Source organism: Streptomyces sp. WMMB303 (assembly GCF_029351045.1).
GTDB lineage: Bacteria > Actinomycetota > Actinomycetes > Streptomycetales > Streptomycetaceae > Streptomyces.
Genome location: NZ_JARKIN010000001.1, coordinates 533,174 through 552,500 on the forward strand (window position 1 = coordinate 533,174; position 19,327 = coordinate 552,500).

Consider the following 19,327-nt stretch of genomic DNA (forward strand, 5'->3'; position numbering starts at 1 on the left):
CGACATCAGGCCGACCGCGTATTGCCCGGAATCCGAGGCCAACTGCGCAGCGTCGGCATCGGCGCAGGTGAAAAGTCCGTCGAATCGTCCTGTTACGACCTTACGGGAAACAGCGGGGCACGTTAGCGGAAACACCACTCGAACACATCTCGTATAAACTGCGCGAACGAGGCAGAGACGTGGCGATCCCGGCCGCCCCGGTCGACCCCTCCCAGCCGCGCCTGCGGCCATCTCCGCGCCGACACCGCCGTCGCGCCCTTGCCAGCACCATGTGTCTCCCAAGAGAGGCGACCCGCCATGCCGCTGCACGTACTCCCGGCCCCGGCCCCCGCTCTGCGCAGTGTCCTGACCGCCCTCGACTCCCCGAGCACGGTCCGGGGCTCCCGGGCCCCGCTCGCCCTGCGCGCGGCACAGGGCCCGCTGCGCCCCGAACTCCCGCTACCCGCCTACGAGATGGTGCGCGTGGCGCCGGACGGCACCGGGTACGCCACCCCGGCCGCGGTGGCCCCGCGTACCCGGCTGACCGGCTGGCGCTTCCTGCTGGCCGACGGCGGCGCCGACGGCGAGGGCATCCACGGCTCCGCGTTCGTCGGCACCGCCGAGGCCGTGCCGACCGCGGACGGCTGGGCCTTCGGCCAGTTCCGGCAGGGCCCCTACGCGCTCTCGACGGTCCGCGCGCTGCGCCAGGCCGAGGTGCTGCCGACGCCCTACCAACCGCGCCTGCTGTCGGTGCCGGAGCTCTACATGCTGACCCTGTGGCTGCACGCCGACGTCGGCGGGGACGCGCATGACGGCGTACCGGACCCGGCCGATCTGCTGATCCCCCTGGCCCCGGCGCCGCCCGGCATCGCCCCGCACACCGCGCACCGCGTGGACGCACTGCTGCCCGTGCTGACCCGCAGGCTCGGGTCGGCGCCGGCCTCCGCTCCCGCCCCCGCTCCCGCCCCCGAAACGGACGCCGGTACGGCACCGCTGCTGCGTACGCCCGCGTGAGACGGCGTCCGCCTGCGGAATCCGCGGGTGCCGCTGTGCGCCCCTCCGAATGGGCTAGTCTTCGCGGGAACCCGAACCCCCCGAAATGACGGTGCAGTTGGGCGCAACCGCCTGCCCGGGTGACGCGTCTGTGCGGTTGGGTACGAGCTGACGCGAAATCCCTGCGAATCCGCGTCGGCAGCGGAACACTGGGAGACGGACCGGAACGTACGCACGTACGGGGTGACGGGGGATCGGTCATGCACAACAGGAACCGCAGGACAGACGCCACAACACGACGGAAGACGACACCGACAATGTGCCAGCACCAGCCACCGTGCCCGACAGCGGACTCAGCCGACAGGGAGGCCGCGCAAGCCGTGGTCCACCACCCGGAGCAGGGCTGGAGCCTGCTCTGCAACGGGGTGCTCCTCTTCGAGGACACGGGAGAGCTGCTGCCGGACGGGCGGATCATCGCTCCGCACAAGCCGCTCGGCACGCGCCACGTCATCACCGCCGCCTGACACCCGGCACGCGCGTGCGGTGCGGCCGCCCGCACGACGCGGCGCGCCGCGGACGGCCGCACGACGCACGGCAGTATCGCAAATACCGCACAACACCGCACGACGCAGGGCCGGCACGGCAACCGCCGTACCGGCCCTGAATCCGTCGTGCCGTAAGCCGTCGGCCCCGGGAGGCGCGTGCGGCACGCCGTCGCTACCCGGCGTCGTACTCCGCGATCGGCGGGCAGGAGCAGACCAGGTTGCGGTCCCCGTACGCGCCGTCGATCCGGCGCACCGGCGGCCAGTACTTGTCACCTGCCCGCACTCCGGCGGGGAAGACCGCCTCCTCGCGGCCGTACCCCTGCTGCCATTCGCGGCCCAGCATCGCGGCCGTGTGCGGGGCATTGCGCAGCGGGTTGTCCTCCGCGTCCCACTCCCCCGTACCGACCTTCTCGATCTCCGCACGAATGGCGATCATCGCCTCGCAGAACCGGTCGACCTCGTTCAGGTCCTCGCTCTCCGTCGGCTCGATCATCAGTGTCCCGGCCACGGGGAAGGACATCGTCGGCGCGTGGAAGCCGTAGTCGATCAGCCGCTTGGCCACATCGTCGATGCTCACGCCGGTCTGCTTGGTCAGCGGGCGGACGTCGACGATGCACTCGTGCGCCACCAGCCCGTGGGGGCCCGCGTAGAGCACCGGATAGTGCGGCTCCAGCCGCTTGGCGATGTAGTTGGCGCTCAGCACCGCCACCTGGGTGGCCTTGCGCAGCCCCTCGGCCCCCATCAGCCGGACGTACGCCCAGGAGATGGGCAGGATGCCGGCCGATCCCCACGGCGCCCCGGAGACCGGGCCGATCCCTGTCGCGGGCCCCGCGGCGGGCTGCAGCGGATGGTTGGGAAGATACGGTGCCAGGTGCGCGCGCACCCCGATCGGGCCGACTCCGGGACCGCCCCCGCCGTGCGGGATGCAGAACGTCTTGTGCAGGTTCAGGTGCGAGACGTCGGCGCCGAAGCGTCCCGGCCTCGCCAGCCCCAGCAGCGCGTTCAGGTTGGCGCCGTCCACGTAGACCTGGCCGCCCGCGTCGTGCACGGCTGCGCAGACCTCGGTGATGTGTTCCTCGAACACGCCGTGCGTGGACGGGTAGGTGACCATCAGAACGGCCAGCTCGTCGCCGTACTGCTCGATCTTGGCGTGCAGGTCGGCCACGTCCACGTCGCCGTTGTCGCTGGTCTTGACGACCACGACCCTCATCCCCGCCATCACCGCACTGGCCGCGTTGGTGCCGTGCGCCGAGGAGGGGATGAGGCAGACGGTGCGCCCGGGCTCGCCGTTGGCACGGTGGTAGGCACGGACCGCCAGCAGCCCGGCGAGTTCGCCCTGCGAGCCCGCGTTGGGCTGGAGGGAGACCTTGTCGTAGCCGGTGACCTCGGCCAGCCGCTCCTCCAGCTCGCGGATCAGCGTCAGATACCCCTCGGCCTGCTCGGCGGGCGCGAAGGGGTGCAGCGCGCCGAACTCGGGCCAGGTGACCGGCTCCATCTCCGTGGTGGCGTTGAGCTTCATCGTGCAGGAGCCCAGCGGGATCATGCCGCGGTCCAGCGCGTAGTCCCGGTCGGCCAGCCGGCGCAGGTAGCGCAGCATCGCGGTCTCGGAGCGGTGCTCGTGGAAGGCCGGATGGGTGAGGTACTCGTCGGTGCGCAGCAGGTCGGCCGGCAGCGCATCGTCGGTGGCCGCGTCCAGCTCGTCGAGGTCGGTCGGCGCAGCCGCGACACCGAACGCCTGCCACACGGTGGTGAGCTGGTCCCGGCCCGTGGTCTCGTCGCAGGCGATGCCGACATGGTCGGCGTCCACCAGCCGCAGGTTGACGCCCGCCACGCGGGCCCGCTCGGTGATCCGGGCGGCCTGGCCCGGGACGCGCGCGGTGACGGTGTCGAAGAAGCTGTCGTGGACGATCTCGACCCCGCCACCCCGCAGTCCGGCCGCGAGCAGCGCCGCGTACCGGTGGGTGCGACGGGCGATCCCGGCCAGCCCGTCCGGCCCGTGGTACGCGGCGTACATGCCGGCCATCACCGCGAGCAGGACCTGCGCGGTGCAGATGTTGCTGGTGGCCTTCTCCCGCCGGATGTGCTGTTCACGGGTCTGCAGGGCGAGGCGGTACGCCTGCTCGCCGTCCACGTCCTTGGAGACCCCGACGAGCCGCCCGGGCAGGCTGCGGGCGAACTGCTCGCGGACGGACATGTAGCCCGCGTGCGGTCCGCCGAAGCCCATCGGAACCCCGAACCGCTGGCTGGAGCCGACGGCGATGTCCGCGCCCAGCTCGCCGGGAGAGGTCAGCAGCGTCAGCGCCAGCAGGTCCGCGGCGACGGTGACGACCGCACCGAGTTCGTGCGCCTGCTCGACAGTGCGGCGCTGGTCGCGTATCGCTCCGGAGGCGCCCGGGTACTGGAGCAGCACCCCGAAGATCCCCCGCTCCGTGAGGTCCGCGGGGATGCCCTCGTCCAGGTCGGCGACCACGATCTCCACACCGGTCGGCTCGGCGCGGGTGCGCAGCACCGCCACGGTCTGCGGCAGGCAGTCGGCGTCGACCAGGAACACGCCGCCGCCCCGCTTGCCGGCCTTGCCGACCCGGCGTGAGAGGGCCATCGCCTCGGCGGCGGCCGTGGGCTCGTCCAGCAGCGAGGCACCGGCGGTGGGCAGCCCGGTCAGATCCGAGACGACGGTCTGGAAGTTGAGCAGCGCCTCCAGCCGGCCCTGCGAGATCTCCGGCTGATAGGGGGTATAGGCCGTGTACCAGGCGGGGTTCTCCATGACGTTGCGCAGGATCACCGGCGGCGTGAAAGTGCCGTAGTAGCCCAGGCCGATCATGGAATGCAGGACCTGGTTGCGCCGCGCGAGGGTGTGCAGCTCGGCCAGCACGTCGGCCTCGCTCCGCGCGTCGGGGAGCTTCAGCCGCTCGGTGCTGCGGATCACCTCCGGCACGGCCGCGCCGGTCAGCTCGTCGAGCGACCCGTAACCGACCTGGGCGAGCATCTTGGCCTGGGCACCGGCATCGGGTCCGATGTGGCGACTCTCGAAGGGGATGCCGCTCTCCAGCGCCGAGAGCGGGGTGCGAGGGGAAGTCATCTGCGGGGGCCTCCTGGTCTGTGCGACCTGCGAGGGGCACCTTTCACGGGTGCCCGGACGGCCTCCCCCTCTGTCATCTGACCTGAGAGTTTCACCGAGCCACGTGCCGGACGCTCGGCTTACACCGTCGGTGAGGGAGGGCTTCGGTGTGCTGGTCCGGGCCCGCCCTGCTTTCCAGAGTGACCTCGTCCGCACGGTACGTGAGCCTGAGAGATTCCGGGGAGGAGTTGCTCCTTCGGCGCCTCCGGAAACTGCACCGGAGGACTCTCCCGCACGGGGTCGACAGCCACCTCGAGAGTATCAGCGCCCCCTCGCGTGGTAACCCGGCGTGCGCCCGAGTGGCCAATAGTCGAAAAGTGCCGTTTCGTGGTGAGTACGCGTAGAAACAGTGTGTCGCGACCCTGGTGGAGGAGCCCCGTGCAGACCGGAACAGATCCGCGAAGCCTGATCGGCCGCAAGGCGTTCGACCGTGCAGGAGCCAAGATCGGCACCGTGGACGAGGTGTACCTCGACGACGCCACAGGTGACCCGGAGTGGGCCGCCCTGCGCACGGGCCTCTTCAGCCGTGACGCCTTCGTCCCCCTGGAGCCCTCCGACCTGGACGAGAGGGGACTGCGCGTCCCGTTCGAGCGGGCTCTGATCAAGAGCGCCCCCGATTTCGGCGTCGGCCGCCACCTCTCCCCGCAGCAGGAGCTGGAGCTCTACCACCACTACGGGCTCGATGTGCCCGTCGGCGGAGAGTCGTCGCCGCCCCCGGACCGGGACTTCGGACGGATAGCCGGCGCCGGGGACTGATCCGCGGCGAGGCCGGCGATCCCCGCGCCCAGCATGACCGGATCGGCGGTCTCCAGTTGCGGATCGTCCACGGAGAAGGTACGCACCCGGCCGGGTGCCGAGTCCGGCTCCTCGAACCGGACGGTGACCTTCCCGACGCCGCTGCCCTGCACCCAGCCCCGCCCGTGGACGGCATGGCGCACATCCCGGCCGGGGATCCAGCGCCGGTCGGCCGGCACCGCCGCGCCCGGCTCCTCGACGGCGGGCGCGGCCTCTCCGGCCACCGGGACCCCGGACAGCTCCTCGGCGTCCCGCTCCGGATCCGCCGGGCCGCCTGCCCCGGTCTCGGCACCGGCCTGAGGGACGGCCGCCTGCCCCTGGGCGGCCTGGGCCTGCGCGAACAGATCCTCCTGGGTGAAGTCGGCGAGCCCGCTGACGCCTACCCCGAGCAGCCGCACACCGGCCGTGGTGTCCACCCCGTCCAGCAGCCGCAGCGCCGCCTCCCGCACGACGCCGGCGTCGTCGGTGGGGCCCCGGAGCGTCTCGGACCTGGTGAGGGTGGAGAAGTCGTAGCTGCGCACCTTGATGACGACCGTGCGGCCCGACCGCCCGGCCGCACGCAGACGCGTCACACAGCGCCCGGCCAGCCGCTCCACCTCCAGCCGGACCCGCGTGCGGTCGGTGAGATCGACGTCGTAGGTGTCCTCGACAGAGACCGATTTGGCGTCCCGCTCGGCCACCACAGGGCGGTCGTCGACCCCGTGCGCCATCGCGTGGACCGAAGTGCCGTGCGCCCTTCCGAGCAGCCGCAGCAGCTCGTCCTCGCCGACCTCCACGATCTCGCCCACGGTGCTGATCCCCGCCCTGCGCAGCACCTCCGCGGTGGCCGGCCCGATCCCGGGCAGGGTCCGCACGGACAGCGGAGCCAGCATTCCCCGCTCGGTGCCCACCGGGATGAGCACCAGACCGTCCGGTTTGGCCTGCTCCGAGGCGATCTTCGCCAGCATCTTGGACCCCGCGAGCCCCACCGAGCCGGTCAGCCCCGTCGCTGTTCTGATGTCCCGCCGCAGCCGCTCACCGACCTCCCGCGCCCCCTCAGCGCCGCCCTGCGCCCCTTCCAGGGCCTCCCCGGCCTCCAGATCCACGAACGCCTCGTCGAGGCTCAGCGGCTCCACCAGCGGCGAGAGGGCGTGCAGCAGCTCCATCACCACGTCGCTGACCGCGCGGTAGAGCCCGAACCGGGCACCCAGATACGCCGCGTTCGGTGCCAGCCGCCTCGCCTGTGCCGTGGGCATCGCGGAGTGCACCCCGAAGCGCCGGGCCTCGTAGGAGGCGGTCGAGACCACCCCGCGGGGCCCGAGACCGCCGACCACGACCGGCTTCCCGCGCAGGCTGGGCTTGGACGCCTGCTCCACCGCGGCGAAGAAGGCATCCATGTCCAGATGCAGGATGGTCGGCTGGGTCCTCACACCGCGATGCTGCCGTACGCCACTGACATTCCCCGGCGGCGGCGTGCCCGGCGGCTGCGCCGACGGGGCGCGGGGCCGCTAACCGGCGCGGTTGCGGCGCCGGGCGAGCTCGTCCTCGGGATGGTCCCGCACGAGCGTCTCACCGGTGTCGACACGCTCCCCGTGCAGCCGGGAGAGCGCCCCCTCGACGTCCTTCCAGACGACTCCGACAGCGATTCCGAAGACGCCCTGGCCACCCTGCAGAAGATCGACGACCTCGTCGGGCGAGGAGCACTCGTAGACCGTGGCCCCGTCGCTCATCAGCGTCATCCGCGCCAGGTCGGTGCGGCCTCCGGAACGCAGGTGCCGGACGGCCGCGCGGATGTTCTGCAGCGAGACGCCGGTGTCCAGCAACCGCTTGACGATCTTGAGAACGACGATGTCCCGGAAGCTGTAGAGACGCTGGCTGCCCGAGCCGTAGGCGGGGCGGATGCTGGGCTCCACCAGTCCGGTCCGGGCCCAGTAGTCGAGCTGCCGGTAGGTGATCCCGGCCGCCGAGCAGGCAGTGGGGCCGCGGTAGCCGACCTGCTCCGAGAGAGCGTCGCCGACCGGGCCGACGGCACCCGTCGGGGACGACGCGGGGCACGGCCGCCCCGGGGGCGCCTCCTGGCCGGAGGCCGGAACCGGGCCGCCGAGTAGGGACGAGTCGCCAGCCGCCGTACCTTCGCCGCCGGTGCTTGTCACGCCGACCTCCGTCCTTCACATCCCGGGTCACCCCCGGAACCTGCCCACATGAAGGTAGGCAGTCACTCCGAGTGCGTCAATGATCGCCACACTCGGCACGGCGAGTGATAGTGCCCGGGAGAGTGGTTTCGCGTGCCCGGAGACGGGGAAAGGCTGGCCGGATGCCCTGTGGACCACGCCCGGCGCGCACCCCTCTCCGGCCCCGGCCGGGAGCGCCGGCCGCGGCTGCCTATCGACGGAGCATCACTGGCTGCTGGTGCCGAAGTCCTCCGGGGAGATCTGGTCGAGGAACTCGCGGAATTTCTCCACCTCGTCCTCCTGCTCGTCCGGGATCGCGATCCCCGCGTCGTCCAGCACACCGTCGCTGCCGTAGATCGGCGTTCCGGTGCGCAGGGCGAGCGCTATGGCGTCGGACGGACGGGCACTGACTTCCACTCCGCTGGCGAAGACCAGCTCCGCGTAGAACACGCCTTCCCGCAGATCCACGATGCGGACCGCGGTCAGCTCCTGACCCACTGCTTCCAGGACGTCCTTGAACAGGTCATGGGTGAGTGGGCGTGCGGGGGTCATGCCCTGCTGCGCGAAGGCGATCGCGGTCGCCTCCCCAGGGCCGATCCAAATGGGGAGGTAGCGGTCGCCTCCCACTTCTCGCAGGAGCACGATCGGTTGGTTGGTGGGCATTTCCACCCGGACACCCACGACGTCGAGCTCATTCACACAGCAACCCTAGGCCGTGCCGCGCCTGTTTGGGTAGTCGGGCAGCCGTCCGGCACCGGCATCCGTGTGCTGATTCAGTCACACCGTGTGCGGTCCGCAAGCGCCCCGGAGGTCATGAAGGCCCCGTAGAGCCGCACGGAGAGATCGGCCAGCTCCTCGGCCGTGCTCTCGGCACCCGACCGGGTCCGCTGGTCCGGATGGCGCCGCAGCGGTGCGACGCGCTGCTCGGCCAGGGCGAGCTGCCGGTCGGCGGCGGCCTTCACGGACCGCAGGTGCCGCGCCTCCACCCCGTGCCGTCCGAGCCGGGCCACCAGCCGGGCCACGGCCACGTCGGCAAGCCGGTAGGTACCGTCCTCGGCCGGCCCGAGCAGCCCGTACTCCTCCCACTCGGCCAGTTCCTCCTCCCGCACACCCGCGGACCCGAGCAGCTCCCGGCGCCCGGTACGGGCAGCGGAGACCGCGAGCTCCGTCCCGGACTCGGGTGCGGACATCCTCCCGGGCTCGCCGCGGCGCGGAGCAGCCACCGGCACCGCCCGAGGAGGAGCGCCCCGGCCGGGCACCGCCAGGTGCTCCCTGATGGCACGCAAGGAAAGGCAGTCGTCGCGCTGCAGCCGCAGCACCTGAACCAGCCGCTCCACATCCGCGTCCCGGAACCGGCGGCCACCGGACGGCGAGCGGGCCGGCTCCACCAGCCCCTCCGCTTCCAGAAACCGGATCCTGGCCACGGTGAGCTCGGGAAACTCCGCGCGGAGGGCACGCAGCACGGCGCCGATGCTCAGCGGACCGCGCTGCGGACCGGTGGCGGTGCCCGTACGGGCACCGCCGGACGGATTGTGCGGCATGAGCCTCCCTGTCGGGAATCAGACGGCGTGCTGGCTCGCGTAGAAGACGAGCCGGTACTTCCCGATCTGCACCTCGTCGCCGTTCCCGAGCGGCACGGCGGTCTCGATCCGCTCCCGGTTGACGTAGGTGCCGTTCAGGCTGCCGACGTCGGCGACGGTGAAGACGCCGTCGGAGCCCCGCCGGAACTCCACGTGGCGGCGCGAGACGGTCACGTCGTCCAGGAAGATGTCGCTCTCCGGGTGGCGCCCGGCAGTCGTCAGGTCCCCGTCGAGCAGGAACCTGCTGCCCGAGTTCGGTCCCCGCCGCACGATCAGCAGCGCCGAACCCATGGGCAGCGCGTCCACGGCGGACTGCGCCTCGGGCGGCAGCACCGGAGAGGCGTGCTGGCCGGTGGACTCCGAGTCGTACGCTTCCAGCCCGGAGATGGAGATCGTCGACGTCGTCTCGGACGCACCCTCCGCCGGCGCTCCGCCGCGCAGCGGGGCACCACAGTTGGAGCAGAACCGGCTCGCTTCGGCGACGCGGGCACCACACCTGTTACAGACCGGCAAGGCAGAACCTCCACCCGATTCCGAGGTAGGCGGTGCCTGGGAACCTATGCGGCCCTGAGTACCGGGGTCAACAGAAACCGGGCCGTGACCACCCGAATTACCTCCACCGGACCCGGCCACCTCGTCCCGGAACAGCGGGCGGTCGGTGCCGTCCTCCGGCCTCCCCGCGTCCGGCCCCTGGGGGGCGCGATGGCGCGCGGTACCCGAGTCACCGCCCCGGCGACCCTTGCCGAACAACTTCGCAAAAAAACTCACGGGCGATTCCCCTCGCACGAAACAGACCCGCCCGTGGGGCAGGACAGACCCTCGATGCTCTCATTGGTCACACTCAACGCCCGAACAACGTCCGTGACCCACAGACAGTTTCCACCACTCGGTGCTCAACCTGCCCGCCGACCCCCCGAAACTCCTATCACCATCTCACTGCGATGACGACCGAGCGTAGTCAGGCCGCTTCACCTGCCGCAAGGCGTCCACAGTGATCTTCCCCGAGCGGGTCACCTCCACGGTGGCCTGCTTGTTCTTCAGCGTCTGCACGACCCCGCCGGGGATGTTCAACGCCGGTTCCAGGTCGGCGGGCTTGCCGATGACCTCGAAGCGGTAAGGCTGCTCGATCCTATGCCCGTCCACACTGACTCTGCCGCCGCTGTCGGTGAAATGCGTGCTGGCCACCACACGCACCCCGTTGATCTCCATGGCCTCGGCGCCGGCGGCCCGCAGCTCCTGGACCGCGTCCAGCAGCGTATCCGCATCCGCGGCGCCCGTACGATCGTTGATCTTCATATGGATACCGGGCCCCTCGGCCGCCACGGTACCGGCCAGCACCCCGAGTTGGGCTTCCTTCTCCCTGGTCTGCTTCCGCGCCTCCTCGGCCTGGTCGGAGGAGGTCTCCAGCTCCGTGCGCTGCCCGTCCAGCTTCCGCTTCTCCTCCTCCAGCCGCTTGGTGCGGTTGTCGAGCTCGTCGAGGATGCGGACGAGGTCCTCGCGGCGCGCACCGCGCAGTGCGCTGTTCTCGCTGGTCGAGCGGACCTGGATCGCCAGGCCGAGACCGAGGACGAAGAGCAGCAGCGCGACGATCAATTGGGCGCGCGTCACCCGCGGGGGCCACACGGCCTGGGCGAGGCGTTGCCGTCCCGTCAGCTTCGCGCCGCCGCCGTCACCCTTCCCGGCCTCCGGCGCCGCTCCCACGGGCGACTCCTGACCGGACGGCTCCCGTCCGGGAGACTCCCGGCTGGGCGGCTCCTGTCGGGGCGGCTCCTGCCCGGAAGAGACCGGACGCTCCGCGGGAAGCTCGCGCTTGGGGGGAAGGCCGTCTTCGGGCCGGTTCTCGTCGCTCATCGGCCTCACGCCCGGAACACATGCCGCCGGATGGCGGCCGCGTTGGAGAAGATCCGAATACCGAGGACGACAACCACACCGGTGGACAGCTGTGCGCCGACCCCGAGCTTGTCGCCGAGGAAGACGATCAGTGCAGCCACCACCACGTTCGAGAGGAACGAGACCACGAAGACCTTGTCGTCGAAGATGCCGTCCAGCATGGCGCGCAAGCCGCCGAAGACCGCATCGAGCGCGGCGACGACGGCGATGGGCAGATACGGTTCAACCGCCAGCGGCACCACGGGCCGGACGACGAGTCCGGCCACGACTCCCACGATGAGGCCCAGTACGGCGATCACGATGTGCTGCCCTTCCCTGTCCGCACAGGTTTCGCGGTTCTCAGAATCAGACTCGGCGCGGCCGGCAGCCGCACCTCGTCCTGGACGGAAATGCTGGTCCTGGCACCGTAGTCCTTGTGCAGGACATAGAGGTACTGACCGTCGACGCTGTCCTGGAAGGTCCGGGAGAGCTGCTTGCCGGGACCGATCGCCAGCAGCGTGTAGGGCGGGACGAGCGGCTTGTTGTCCACCAGGATCGCATCACCCGCCGCACGGATGGCGGAGCGCGACGTGAGCCGCTGATCGTTGATCGAGATCGCTTCGGCACCCGCCGCCCACAGTCCGTTGACGACCCGCTGCAGGTCCCGGTCGCGGATGCGGCCCGTGTCGGAGAACCCGTCGGTCTTGCGTGGTCCGTCGCCGCCCTGGGACTCGGTGTCCGCTGCGTCGTCCACCACGAGCTTGAGGCCAGGGCCCTCGACCGGGGTGGCGCCGGACAGCAGCACCGTGGTCTTCCCCCGTTCACCGCCGTGCTTCTCCAACGCCTGCCGCTGCTTCCGCTCCACCGAGGCACGCAGCTTGTCGACGTCCTGCTGGAGCTCGTCGGCCTGGCGGCCGCCCGCCTCGATCCGCTCGATGAGCTCCTGCTTCTCCTTGGCGATGCTCGGCGCCGAAATCTGCGCCTGGGCAGCTCCCACGGTCACCACCAGGGCGGCGAGCACCAGTCCGACCGCCAGGCCCAGCTTGGCCCGGAGAGTGCGGGGCATGTGCGAGCGGCCGACCTCGCCCCGCCGGGCCACTGCCTCCGCGTAGCCGTCGTCGAGGCTGTGCTCCATCACATTGGTCAGCAGCGACATGGAGGCATCGGGCCGCGAGGCACGCGGTGCGGTGCTCCGGGTGGGCTGCTGCGACATGCCGCACATCGTCGCACGTGGAGGCCCGTGCCGCCGAATGCCCCCACGCACACACCGTGCGGCGGGACTTGCCCCGACAAGGGCGAGTCCCGCCGCGCGGTCAGTGGCCCGCGCGGTCGACCACCGCGGCCCATTCGTCCAACAGTGCCTGCGCCGAGGTCTCGTCCGGGCCTTCCGCCCACAGATGGGTGACGGCCTCCGCCGGGTCGGGCAGCACCATCACCCAGCGGCCGTCGGACTCCACGACCCGCACTCCGTCGGTGGTGTCCACGGAGCGGTCTCCCGCCGCCTCCACCACCGTGCGCATCACAAGGCCCTTCACCGCCCAAGGGGTTGCCAGATCGCGACGGCTGACGTGCGCCCGCGGGATCCGCGCGTCGATCTGGCTGAGGGTGAGCTGCGTACGCGCGACCAGACCGATCAGCCGCACGAACGCTGCGGCGCCGTCGAAGACCGAGCTGAACTCCGGTACGACGAAACCGCCCCTGCCGTCTCCGCCGAAGACGGCGCCGTCCTCCCGGCTGACCCTGGTGAGATCGCCGGGAGAGGTGGTCGTCCACTCGACCTGCGTGCCGTGGTAAGCGGCCACCTGCTCGGCGATCCGGGTCGTGGTCACCGGCAGCGCCACACGGCCGCTGCGCCGCTCGGCGGCGACCAGATCGAGCATCACCAGCAGTGCCCGGTCGTCCTCCACGATCCTGCCGTGCTCGTCCACCAGCGAGATGCGCTCCCCCACCGGATCGAACCGCACCCCGAAGGCCGCGCGGGCCGAGGCCACGATCTCACCGAGCCGCACCAGCCCGGCCCGGCGGCTCTCCGCCGTCTCGGTCGGACGCGACTCGTCCAGCCCGGGGTTGATGGTCAGCGAGTCGACCCCCAGGCGTCCCAGCAGGCTCGGCAGCACCAGCCCCGAGCTGCCGTTCGAGGCGTCGACGACGACCTTCAGTCCGGCCTCCGTGACCCCGGTCGTGTCCACGGCGCGCAGCAGTGAGCCGGTGTACGAGTCGTAGACGCTGGAGGGGAAGCTGAGGTCACCGATCTCGCCCGGGAAGGCCCTGCGGTACTCCTGACGCGCATAGACGCGGTCGAGCTTGCGCTGCGCGGCCTGGGAGAGTTCGGCACCCCGCTCGTCCATGAACATGATGTCCACGGAGTCCGGGACACCGGGCGTCGTACGGATCATGATGCCGCCGGCGCTGCCCCGTGCCGTCTGCTGCCGGGCCACCGGAAGCGGCACGTTCTCCAGGTCGCGCACATCGATGGCGCTGGCCTGGAGCGCGGAGATGATGGCCCGCTTGAGGGCACGGGCACCGCGGGAGTGGTCCCGGGCGGTGCAGACTGTGGAGCCCTTCTTGAGCGTCGTCGCGTAGGCGCCGGCCAGCCGCACCGCCAGCTCCGGGGTGATCTCCACGTTCAGGATCCCGGAGACGCCGCGGGCGCCGAACAGATGCGCCTGGCTCCGGGACTCCCAGATGACGGAGGTGTTGACGAACGCACCGGCCTCGATCGTCTTGAACGGATAGACCCGGACGTTGCCCTGGACGATCGACTCCTCGCCGATCAGGCACTCGTCTCCGACCACGGCGCCGTCATCGACCCGGGAGGCACGCATGATGTCGGTGTTCTTCCCGATGACGCAGCCGCGGAGGTTGCTCTGCGGGCCGATGTACACGTTGTTGTGCACCACGGCCCGGTGCAGGAAGGCGCCGCTCTTGACGACCACGTTCGAGCCGACGACGGAGTGCTCGCGGATCTCCGCGCCCGCCTCGACCTTCGCGTAGTCGCCGATGTAGAGCGGCCCGCGCAGCACCGCGTCCGGATGGACCTCGGCGCCCTCGTCCACCCAGACCCCGGGCGAGATCTCGAATCCGTCCCGTTCCGCCTCGACCTTGCCCTCGAGGACGTCGGCCTGGGCCTTCACATAGCTCTCGTGGGTGCCGACGTCCTCCCAGTAGCCCTCCGCGATGTAGCCGTAGATCGGCTTGCCTTCCTTCATGAGCTGCGGGAAGACATCGCCGGACCAGTCCACGGGCACGTCGGGCTCGACATAGTCGAACACCTCGGGCTCCATCACATAGATCCCGGTGTTCACGGTGTCCGAGAAGACTTGCCCCCAGGTCGGCTTCTCGAGGAACCTTTCGACCTTGCCGTCGTCGTCCACGATGGTGATACCGAATTCCAGCGGATTCGGCACCCTCGTCAGGCAGACGGTGACCATCGCGCCGCGTTCCTTGTGGAACCGGATGAGATCGGTGAGATCGAAGTCGGTGAGCGCATCGCCGGAGATGACGAGGAACGAATCGTCCCGCAGCGCTTCCTCTGCGTTCTTGACGCTGCCGGCCGTCCCCAGCGGCTTCTCCTCGTTGGCGTAGGTGAGCTCCATCCCGAGATCTTCACCGTCACCGAAATAGTTCTTGACCAGTGAGGCCAGGAATTGCACGGTCACGACGGTCTCGGTGAGCCCGTGCCGCTTGAGCAGCTTCAGCACGTGCTCCATGATCGGCTTGTTCACCACCGGCAGGAGCGGCTTGGGCATGCTCGCGGTCATCGGGCGAAGGCGCGTGCCCTCGCCGCCGGCCATCACGACGGCCTTCATATCGGAAGCGTCCTCCTTGCACAGACGACGGTCACCCCGACCATGACCCCTCCAGGATGACCTACAAAGGCGCAATCAGGGCAACCGGCCTCCGAAACGAGAAAGGCGGGATTCACCCCGTCGTCGCGGCGTCCACCCTGATCAGACGGCGGACCTGGACCACGTAGAGGATCCCTGCCCACCAGTACAGAGCAGTACCCCATCCGGCGAAGGCCCATCCGAAAATCGCCGCGAGTGACGAAACCCAGCCACTTCCGTCACTGAGCAGCAGCAGGGGGAAGGCGTACATCAGATTGAAGGTCGCGGCCTTGCCCAGGAAGTTGACCTGCGGCGGGGCGTAGCCGTGCCGGTCCAGCACCCAGACCATGACCAGCAGCAGCAGCTCACGGGCCAGCAGTGTGGCGGTGAGCCACAGCGGCAGGATCTCCCGCCAGGTCAGACCCACGAGGGTGGAGAGGATGTAGAGGCGGTCGGCGGCCGGGTCGAGAATGCGGCCGAGGCTGCTGATCTGATTCCACCTGCGGGCCAGTTTCCCGTCCAGGTAGTCGGTGATACCGCTCGCGGCAAGCACGAGCAATGCCCACAGATCGCAGTTGGGGCCTCCGAACTCGGGCCAGAGGATCAGCCACAGGAAAACGGGGACGCCCACCAGGCGAGCCATGCTGAGGAGGTTCGGGATGGTGAGGACTCGATCCGTCTGGACCCGCGTCTCCTGGACCTCCACCCGTGGGCCTCCTCAACAAGACATGCCGACGCTACCCCCCGACCCTACCCGGCGCCGCTCGCGGAGCGTGCAGGGGGGCAGCGGAAAGCGGGAAGGTATCCCGACACCACCAGTCGGCGACCGGTGGGCCGGAATACGAGCCGGCCGGATACGCATATGGGCCCCGCCGACCATGTCGGCGGGGCCCATATCAAGAATTGTTCGGCGGCGTCCTACTCTCCCACACGCTCCCGCATGCAGTACCATCGGCGCTGAAAGGCTTAGCTTCCGGGTTCGGAATGTGACCGGGCGTTTCCCTCACGCTATGACCACCGAAACACGGTGAAACACACAACCAGCAGCACAACACCCACCCGACAACACGGGGATGGTGCTTGCACGGTTGTTGTCTCAGAACCGACACAGTGGACGCGAGCCTCTATGGACAAGCCCTCGGCCTATTAGTACCGGTCACCTCCACACGTTACCGTGCTTCCAGATCCGGCCTATCAACCCCGTCATCTCCAGGGAGCCTTAACCCCTCAAAGGGGGTGGGAGTCCTCATCTCGAAGCAGGCTTCCCGCTTAGATGCTTTCAGCGGTTATCCTTCCCGAACGTAGCCAACCAGCCATGCCCTTGGCAGAACAACTGGCACACCAGAGGTCCGTCCGTCCCGGTCCTCTCGTACTAGGGACAGCCCTTCTCAAGACTCCTACGCGCGCAGCGGATAGGGACCGAACTGTCTCACGACGTTCTAAACCCAGCTCGCGTACCGCTTTAATGGGCGAACAGCCCAACCCTTGGGACCGACTCCAGCCCCAGGATGCGACGAGCCGACATCGAGGTGCCAAACCATCCCGTCGATATGGACTCTTGGGGAAGATCAGCCTGTTATCCCCGGGGTACCTTTTATCCGTTGAGCGACGGCGCTTCCACAAGCCACCGCCGGATCACTAGTCCCGACTTTCGTCCCTGCTCGACCCGTCAGTCTCACAGTCAAGCTCCCTTGTGCACTTACACTCACCACCTGATGACCAACCAGGCTGAGGGAACCTTTGGGCGCCTCCGTTACTCTTTAGGAGGCAACCGCCCCAGTTAAACTACCCACCAGACACTGTCCCCGATCCGGATCACGGACCCAGGTTAGACATCCAGCACGACCAGAGTGGTATTTCAACAACGACTCCACGAACACTGGCGTGTCCGTATCACAGTCTCCCACCTATCCTACACAAGCCGAACCGAACACCAATATCAAGCTGTAGTAAAGGTCCCGGGGTCTTTCCGTCCTGCTGCGCGAAACGAGCATCTTTACTCGTAGTGCAATTTCACCGGGCCTATGGTTGAGACAGTCAAGAAGTCGTTACGCCATTCGTGCAGGTCGGAACTTACCCGACAAGGAATTTCGCTACCTTAGGATGGTTATAGTTACCACCGCCGTTTACTGGCGCTTAAGTTCTCAGCTTCACCACACCGAAATGTGACTAACCGGTCCCCTTAACGTTCCAGCACCGGGCAGGCGTCAGTCCGTATACCTCGCCTTACGGCTTCGCACGGACCTGTGTTTTTAGTAAACAGTCGCTTCTCGCTGGTCTCTGCGGCCACACCCAGCTCAGACAGCACGTGCCCTCACCAGACATGGCCCCCCTTCTCCCGAAGTTACGGGGGCATTTTGCCGAGTTCCTTAACCATAGTTCACCCGAACGCCTCGGTATTCTCTACCAGACCACCTGAGTCGGTTTAGGGTACGGGCCGCCACACAACTCGCTAGAGGCTTTTCTCGACAGCACAGGATCATCCACTTCACCACAAACGGCTCGGCATCAGGTCTCACCCCTGTAACGAGGAACGGATTTCCCTACTCCTCGGGCTACACCCTTACCCCGGGACAACCATCGCCCGGGCTGGACTACCTCACTGCGTCACCCCATCACTCACCTACTACAAGCTCGGACCGTCGGCTCCACCACACCCGGACTCCGAAGAGACCAGGAGGCTTCACGGACTTAGCATCACCTGATTCGATGTCTGACGCTGCATAGCGGGTACCGGAATATCAACCGGTTCTCCATCGACTACGCCTGTCGGCCTCGCCTTAGGTCCCGACTTACCCTGGGCAGATCAGCTTGACCCAGGAACCCTTAGTCAATCGGCGCACACGTTTCCCACGCATGTATCGCTACTCATGCCTGCATTCTCACTCGTGAACCGTCCACAACTCGCTTCCACGGCTGCTTCACCCGGCACACGACGCTCCCCTACCCACCCCAACAGGCGTTAGCCCTCATGTTGGAGTGACACGACTTCGGCGGTGTACTTGAGCCCCGCTACATTATCGGCGCGGAATCACTTGACCAGTGAGCTATTACGCACTCTTTCAAGGATGGCTGCTTCTAAGCCAACCTCCTGGTTGTCTCTGCGACTCCACATCCTTTCCCACTTAGCACACGCTTAGGGGCCTTAGTCGATGCTCTGGGCTGTTTCCCTCTCGACCATGGAGCTTATCCCCCACAGTCTCACTGCCGCGCTCTCACTTACCGGCATTCGGAGTTTGGCTAAGGTCAGTAACCCGGTAGGGCCCATCGCCTATCCAGTGCTCTACCTCCGGCAAGAAACACACGACGCTGCACCTAAATGCATTTCGGGGAGAACCAGCTATCACGGAGTTTGATTGGCCTTTCACCCCTAACCACAGGTCATCCCCCAGGTTTTCAACCCTGGTGGGTTCGGGCCTCCACACGGTCTTACCCGCGCTTCACCCTGCCCATGGCTAGATCACTCCGCTTCGGGTCTTGAACACGCTACTCAAACGCCCTCTTCGGACTCGCTTTCGCTACGGCTCCCCCACACGGGTTAACCTCGCAACATGCCGCAAACTCGCAGGCTCATTCTTCAAAAGGCACGCAGTCACGACGTTACGTGCAAGCACGCAACGCGACGCTCCCACGGCTTGTAGGCACACGGTTTCAGGTACTCTTTCACTCCGCTCCCGCGGTACTTTTCACCATTCCCTCACGGTACTATCCGCTATCGGTCACCAGGGAATATTTAGGCTTGACGGGTGGTCCCGCCAGATTCACACAGGATTTCTCGGGCCCCATGCTACTTGGGAGTCCCACAAACAAGTCGCTGGCATTTCAGCTACGGGGGTCTTACCCTCTACGCCGGGCCTTTCGCATGCCCTTCGCCTACACCAACAATTTTTCACTCGTCCAACAGCCGGCAGACCATTGAAGTGAGATCCCACAACCCCGCATGCGCAACCCCTGCCGGGTCTCACACACATACGGTTTAGCCTCCTCCGGTTTCGCTCACCACTACTCCCGGAATCACGGTTGTTTTCTCTTCCTACGGGTACTGAGATGTTTCACTTCCCCGCGTTCCCTCCACACCGCCTATACATTCAGCGGCAGGTGACAGCCCATGACGACTGCCGGGTTCCCCCATTCGGACACCCCCGGATCACAGCTCGGTTGACAGCTCCCCGGGGCCTATCGCGGCCTCCCACGTCCTTCATCGGTTCCTGGTGCCAAGGCATCCACCGTGCGCCCTTAAAAACTTGGCCACAGATGCTCGCGTCCACTGTGCAGTTCTCAAACAACAACCAGCCACCCACCACCCAGAGCACAACACCCTGGTTCACTGGGACCGGCCTCGAGCAACACAACCCAACGGCCGTGCCCTCAGACACCCAACAGCGCGCCCGGCCCGACCAGCCACCAGCTCCACGTTCCACACTCCCGAAGAAGCAGTACTAGCAAAACCGGCAACCAACCGGACCGAATA

Annotated in this window: 14 protein-coding genes, 2 rRNA genes and 1 riboswitch; of the genes, 3 read left to right on the plus strand and 13 right to left on the minus strand. The window is 68.1% G+C overall.

The features are described 5' to 3' along the window. The first annotated feature begins 297 nt into the window (after nt 1-297). Both P2424_RS02535 and P2424_RS02540 read left to right on the plus strand, forming a co-directional pair. Nucleotides 298-993: a hypothetical protein gene (locus P2424_RS02535; RefSeq protein WP_276474170.1), complete on the plus strand. Its 696-nt coding sequence runs from the start codon at nt 298-300 to the stop codon at nt 991-993. Nucleotides 994-1,289: 296 nt separating this feature from the next. Further along, nucleotides 1,290-1,496, plus strand: a complete 207-nt coding sequence (locus P2424_RS02540; protein ID WP_074999764.1) for a DUF5999 family protein — start codon at nt 1,290-1,292, stop codon at nt 1,494-1,496. A 193-nt stretch (nt 1,497-1,689) separates the two neighbouring features. Here the strand turns inward: P2424_RS02540 and gcvP are convergent, their stop codons facing one another. Further along, nucleotides 1,690-4,596, minus strand: coding sequence for an aminomethyl-transferring glycine dehydrogenase (gene gcvP, locus P2424_RS02545; protein ID WP_276474171.1), 2,907 nt, complete (start codon nt 4,594-4,596; stop codon nt 1,690-1,692). Nucleotides 4,597-4,780: 184 nt separating this feature from the next. Next, a riboswitch (glycine riboswitch) is annotated at nt 4,781-4,878 on the minus strand. Nucleotides 4,879-5,013: 135 nt separating this feature from the next. Between gcvP and P2424_RS02550 the strand changes: the two genes are divergently transcribed. Next, complete coding sequence (locus P2424_RS02550; RefSeq protein WP_276474172.1) at nt 5,014-5,391, plus strand: PRC-barrel domain-containing protein; 378 nt, start codon at nt 5,014-5,016, stop codon at nt 5,389-5,391. On the opposite strand, the gene P2424_RS02555 is transcribed toward P2424_RS02550, so the two are convergent. The 12 genes from P2424_RS02555 to P2424_RS02610 all read right to left on the minus strand — a co-directional run bounded on the left by P2424_RS02555 (nt 5,307) and on the right by P2424_RS02610 (nt 19,106). Then, nucleotides 5,307-6,839, minus strand: coding sequence for a DNA polymerase IV (locus P2424_RS02555; RefSeq protein WP_276474173.1), 1,533 nt, complete (start codon nt 6,837-6,839; stop codon nt 5,307-5,309). The two genes, P2424_RS02550 and P2424_RS02555, sit on opposite strands and share 85 nt — an antisense overlap. A 78-nt stretch (nt 6,840-6,917) precedes the next feature. After that, nucleotides 6,918-7,562, minus strand: a complete 645-nt coding sequence (locus P2424_RS02560) for a MerR family transcriptional regulator (RefSeq protein ID WP_276474174.1) — start codon at nt 7,560-7,562, stop codon at nt 6,918-6,920. A gap of 243 nt (nt 7,563-7,805) precedes the next feature. Beyond that, nucleotides 7,806-8,279, minus strand: a complete 474-nt coding sequence (locus P2424_RS02565) for a bifunctional nuclease family protein (RefSeq protein ID WP_026004895.1) — start codon at nt 8,277-8,279, stop codon at nt 7,806-7,808. Between the two features lie 74 nt (nt 8,280-8,353). After that, complete coding sequence (locus P2424_RS02570) at nt 8,354-9,121, minus strand: MerR family transcriptional regulator (RefSeq protein WP_276474175.1); 768 nt, start codon at nt 9,119-9,121, stop codon at nt 8,354-8,356. 18 nt (nt 9,122-9,139) lie between these two features. Next, entirely contained in the window at nt 9,140-9,673 is a 534-nt protein-coding gene (locus tag P2424_RS30940) for an FHA domain-containing protein (protein WP_346660059.1), read from the minus strand. A 420-nt stretch (nt 9,674-10,093) separates the two neighbouring features. After that, on the minus strand, nt 10,094-11,011 hold the full coding sequence (locus P2424_RS02580; RefSeq protein ID WP_276474176.1) for a DUF881 domain-containing protein: 918 nt from the start codon (nt 11,009-11,011) through the stop codon (nt 10,094-10,096). A 5-nt stretch (nt 11,012-11,016) separates the two neighbouring features. After that, nucleotides 11,017-11,349 carry a small basic family protein gene (locus tag P2424_RS02585; protein ID WP_276474177.1) on the minus strand — a complete coding sequence of 111 codons (333 nt, stop codon included), beginning with the start codon at nt 11,347-11,349 and terminating at the stop codon, nt 11,017-11,019. Continuing rightward, on the minus strand, nt 11,346-12,242 hold the full coding sequence (locus P2424_RS02590) for a DUF881 domain-containing protein (RefSeq protein ID WP_276474178.1): 897 nt from the start codon (nt 12,240-12,242) through the stop codon (nt 11,346-11,348). Before P2424_RS02590 ends, P2424_RS02585 begins: the two co-directional genes overlap by 4 nt. 100 nt (nt 12,243-12,342) lie before the next feature. Further along, complete coding sequence (locus tag P2424_RS02595) at nt 12,343-14,838, minus strand: mannose-1-phosphate guanyltransferase (RefSeq protein WP_276474179.1); 2,496 nt, start codon at nt 14,836-14,838, stop codon at nt 12,343-12,345. 112 nt (nt 14,839-14,950) lie between these two features. Then, complete coding sequence (locus P2424_RS02600) at nt 14,951-15,562, minus strand: CDP-alcohol phosphatidyltransferase family protein (protein WP_276474180.1); 612 nt, start codon at nt 15,560-15,562, stop codon at nt 14,951-14,953. Nucleotides 15,563-15,761: 199 nt separating this feature from the next. Continuing rightward, nucleotides 15,762-15,878 (minus strand): 5S ribosomal RNA (gene rrf, locus P2424_RS02605). Between the two features lie 104 nt (nt 15,879-15,982). Beyond that, nucleotides 15,983-19,106, minus strand: a 23S ribosomal RNA gene (locus tag P2424_RS02610). Between the last annotated feature and the right edge of the window lie 221 nt (nt 19,107-19,327).

Excerpts from the sequence above, each read along its gene's own strand:
- P2424_RS02580 (WP_276474176.1), bottom strand. The coding sequence starts at position 11,011 with ATGAGCGACGAGAACCGGCCCGAAGACGGCCTTCCCCCCAAGCGCGAG.
- P2424_RS02540 (WP_074999764.1), top strand. The coding sequence starts at position 1,290 with ATGTGCCAGCACCAGCCACCGTGCCCGACAGCGGACTCAGCCGACAGG.
- P2424_RS02570 (WP_276474175.1), bottom strand. The coding sequence starts at position 9,121 with ATGCCGCACAATCCGTCCGGCGGTGCCCGTACGGGCACCGCCACCGGT.
- P2424_RS02535 (WP_276474170.1), top strand. The coding sequence starts at position 298 with ATGCCGCTGCACGTACTCCCGGCCCCGGCCCCCGCTCTGCGCAGTGTC.
- P2424_RS02590 (WP_276474178.1), bottom strand. The coding sequence starts at position 12,242 with ATGTCGCAGCAGCCCACCCGGAGCACCGCACCGCGTGCCTCGCGGCCC.
- P2424_RS02595 (WP_276474179.1), bottom strand. The coding sequence starts at position 14,838 with ATGAAGGCCGTCGTGATGGCCGGCGGCGAGGGCACGCGCCTTCGCCCG.
- gcvP (WP_276474171.1), bottom strand. The coding sequence starts at position 4,596 with ATGACTTCCCCTCGCACCCCGCTCTCGGCGCTGGAGAGCGGCATCCCC.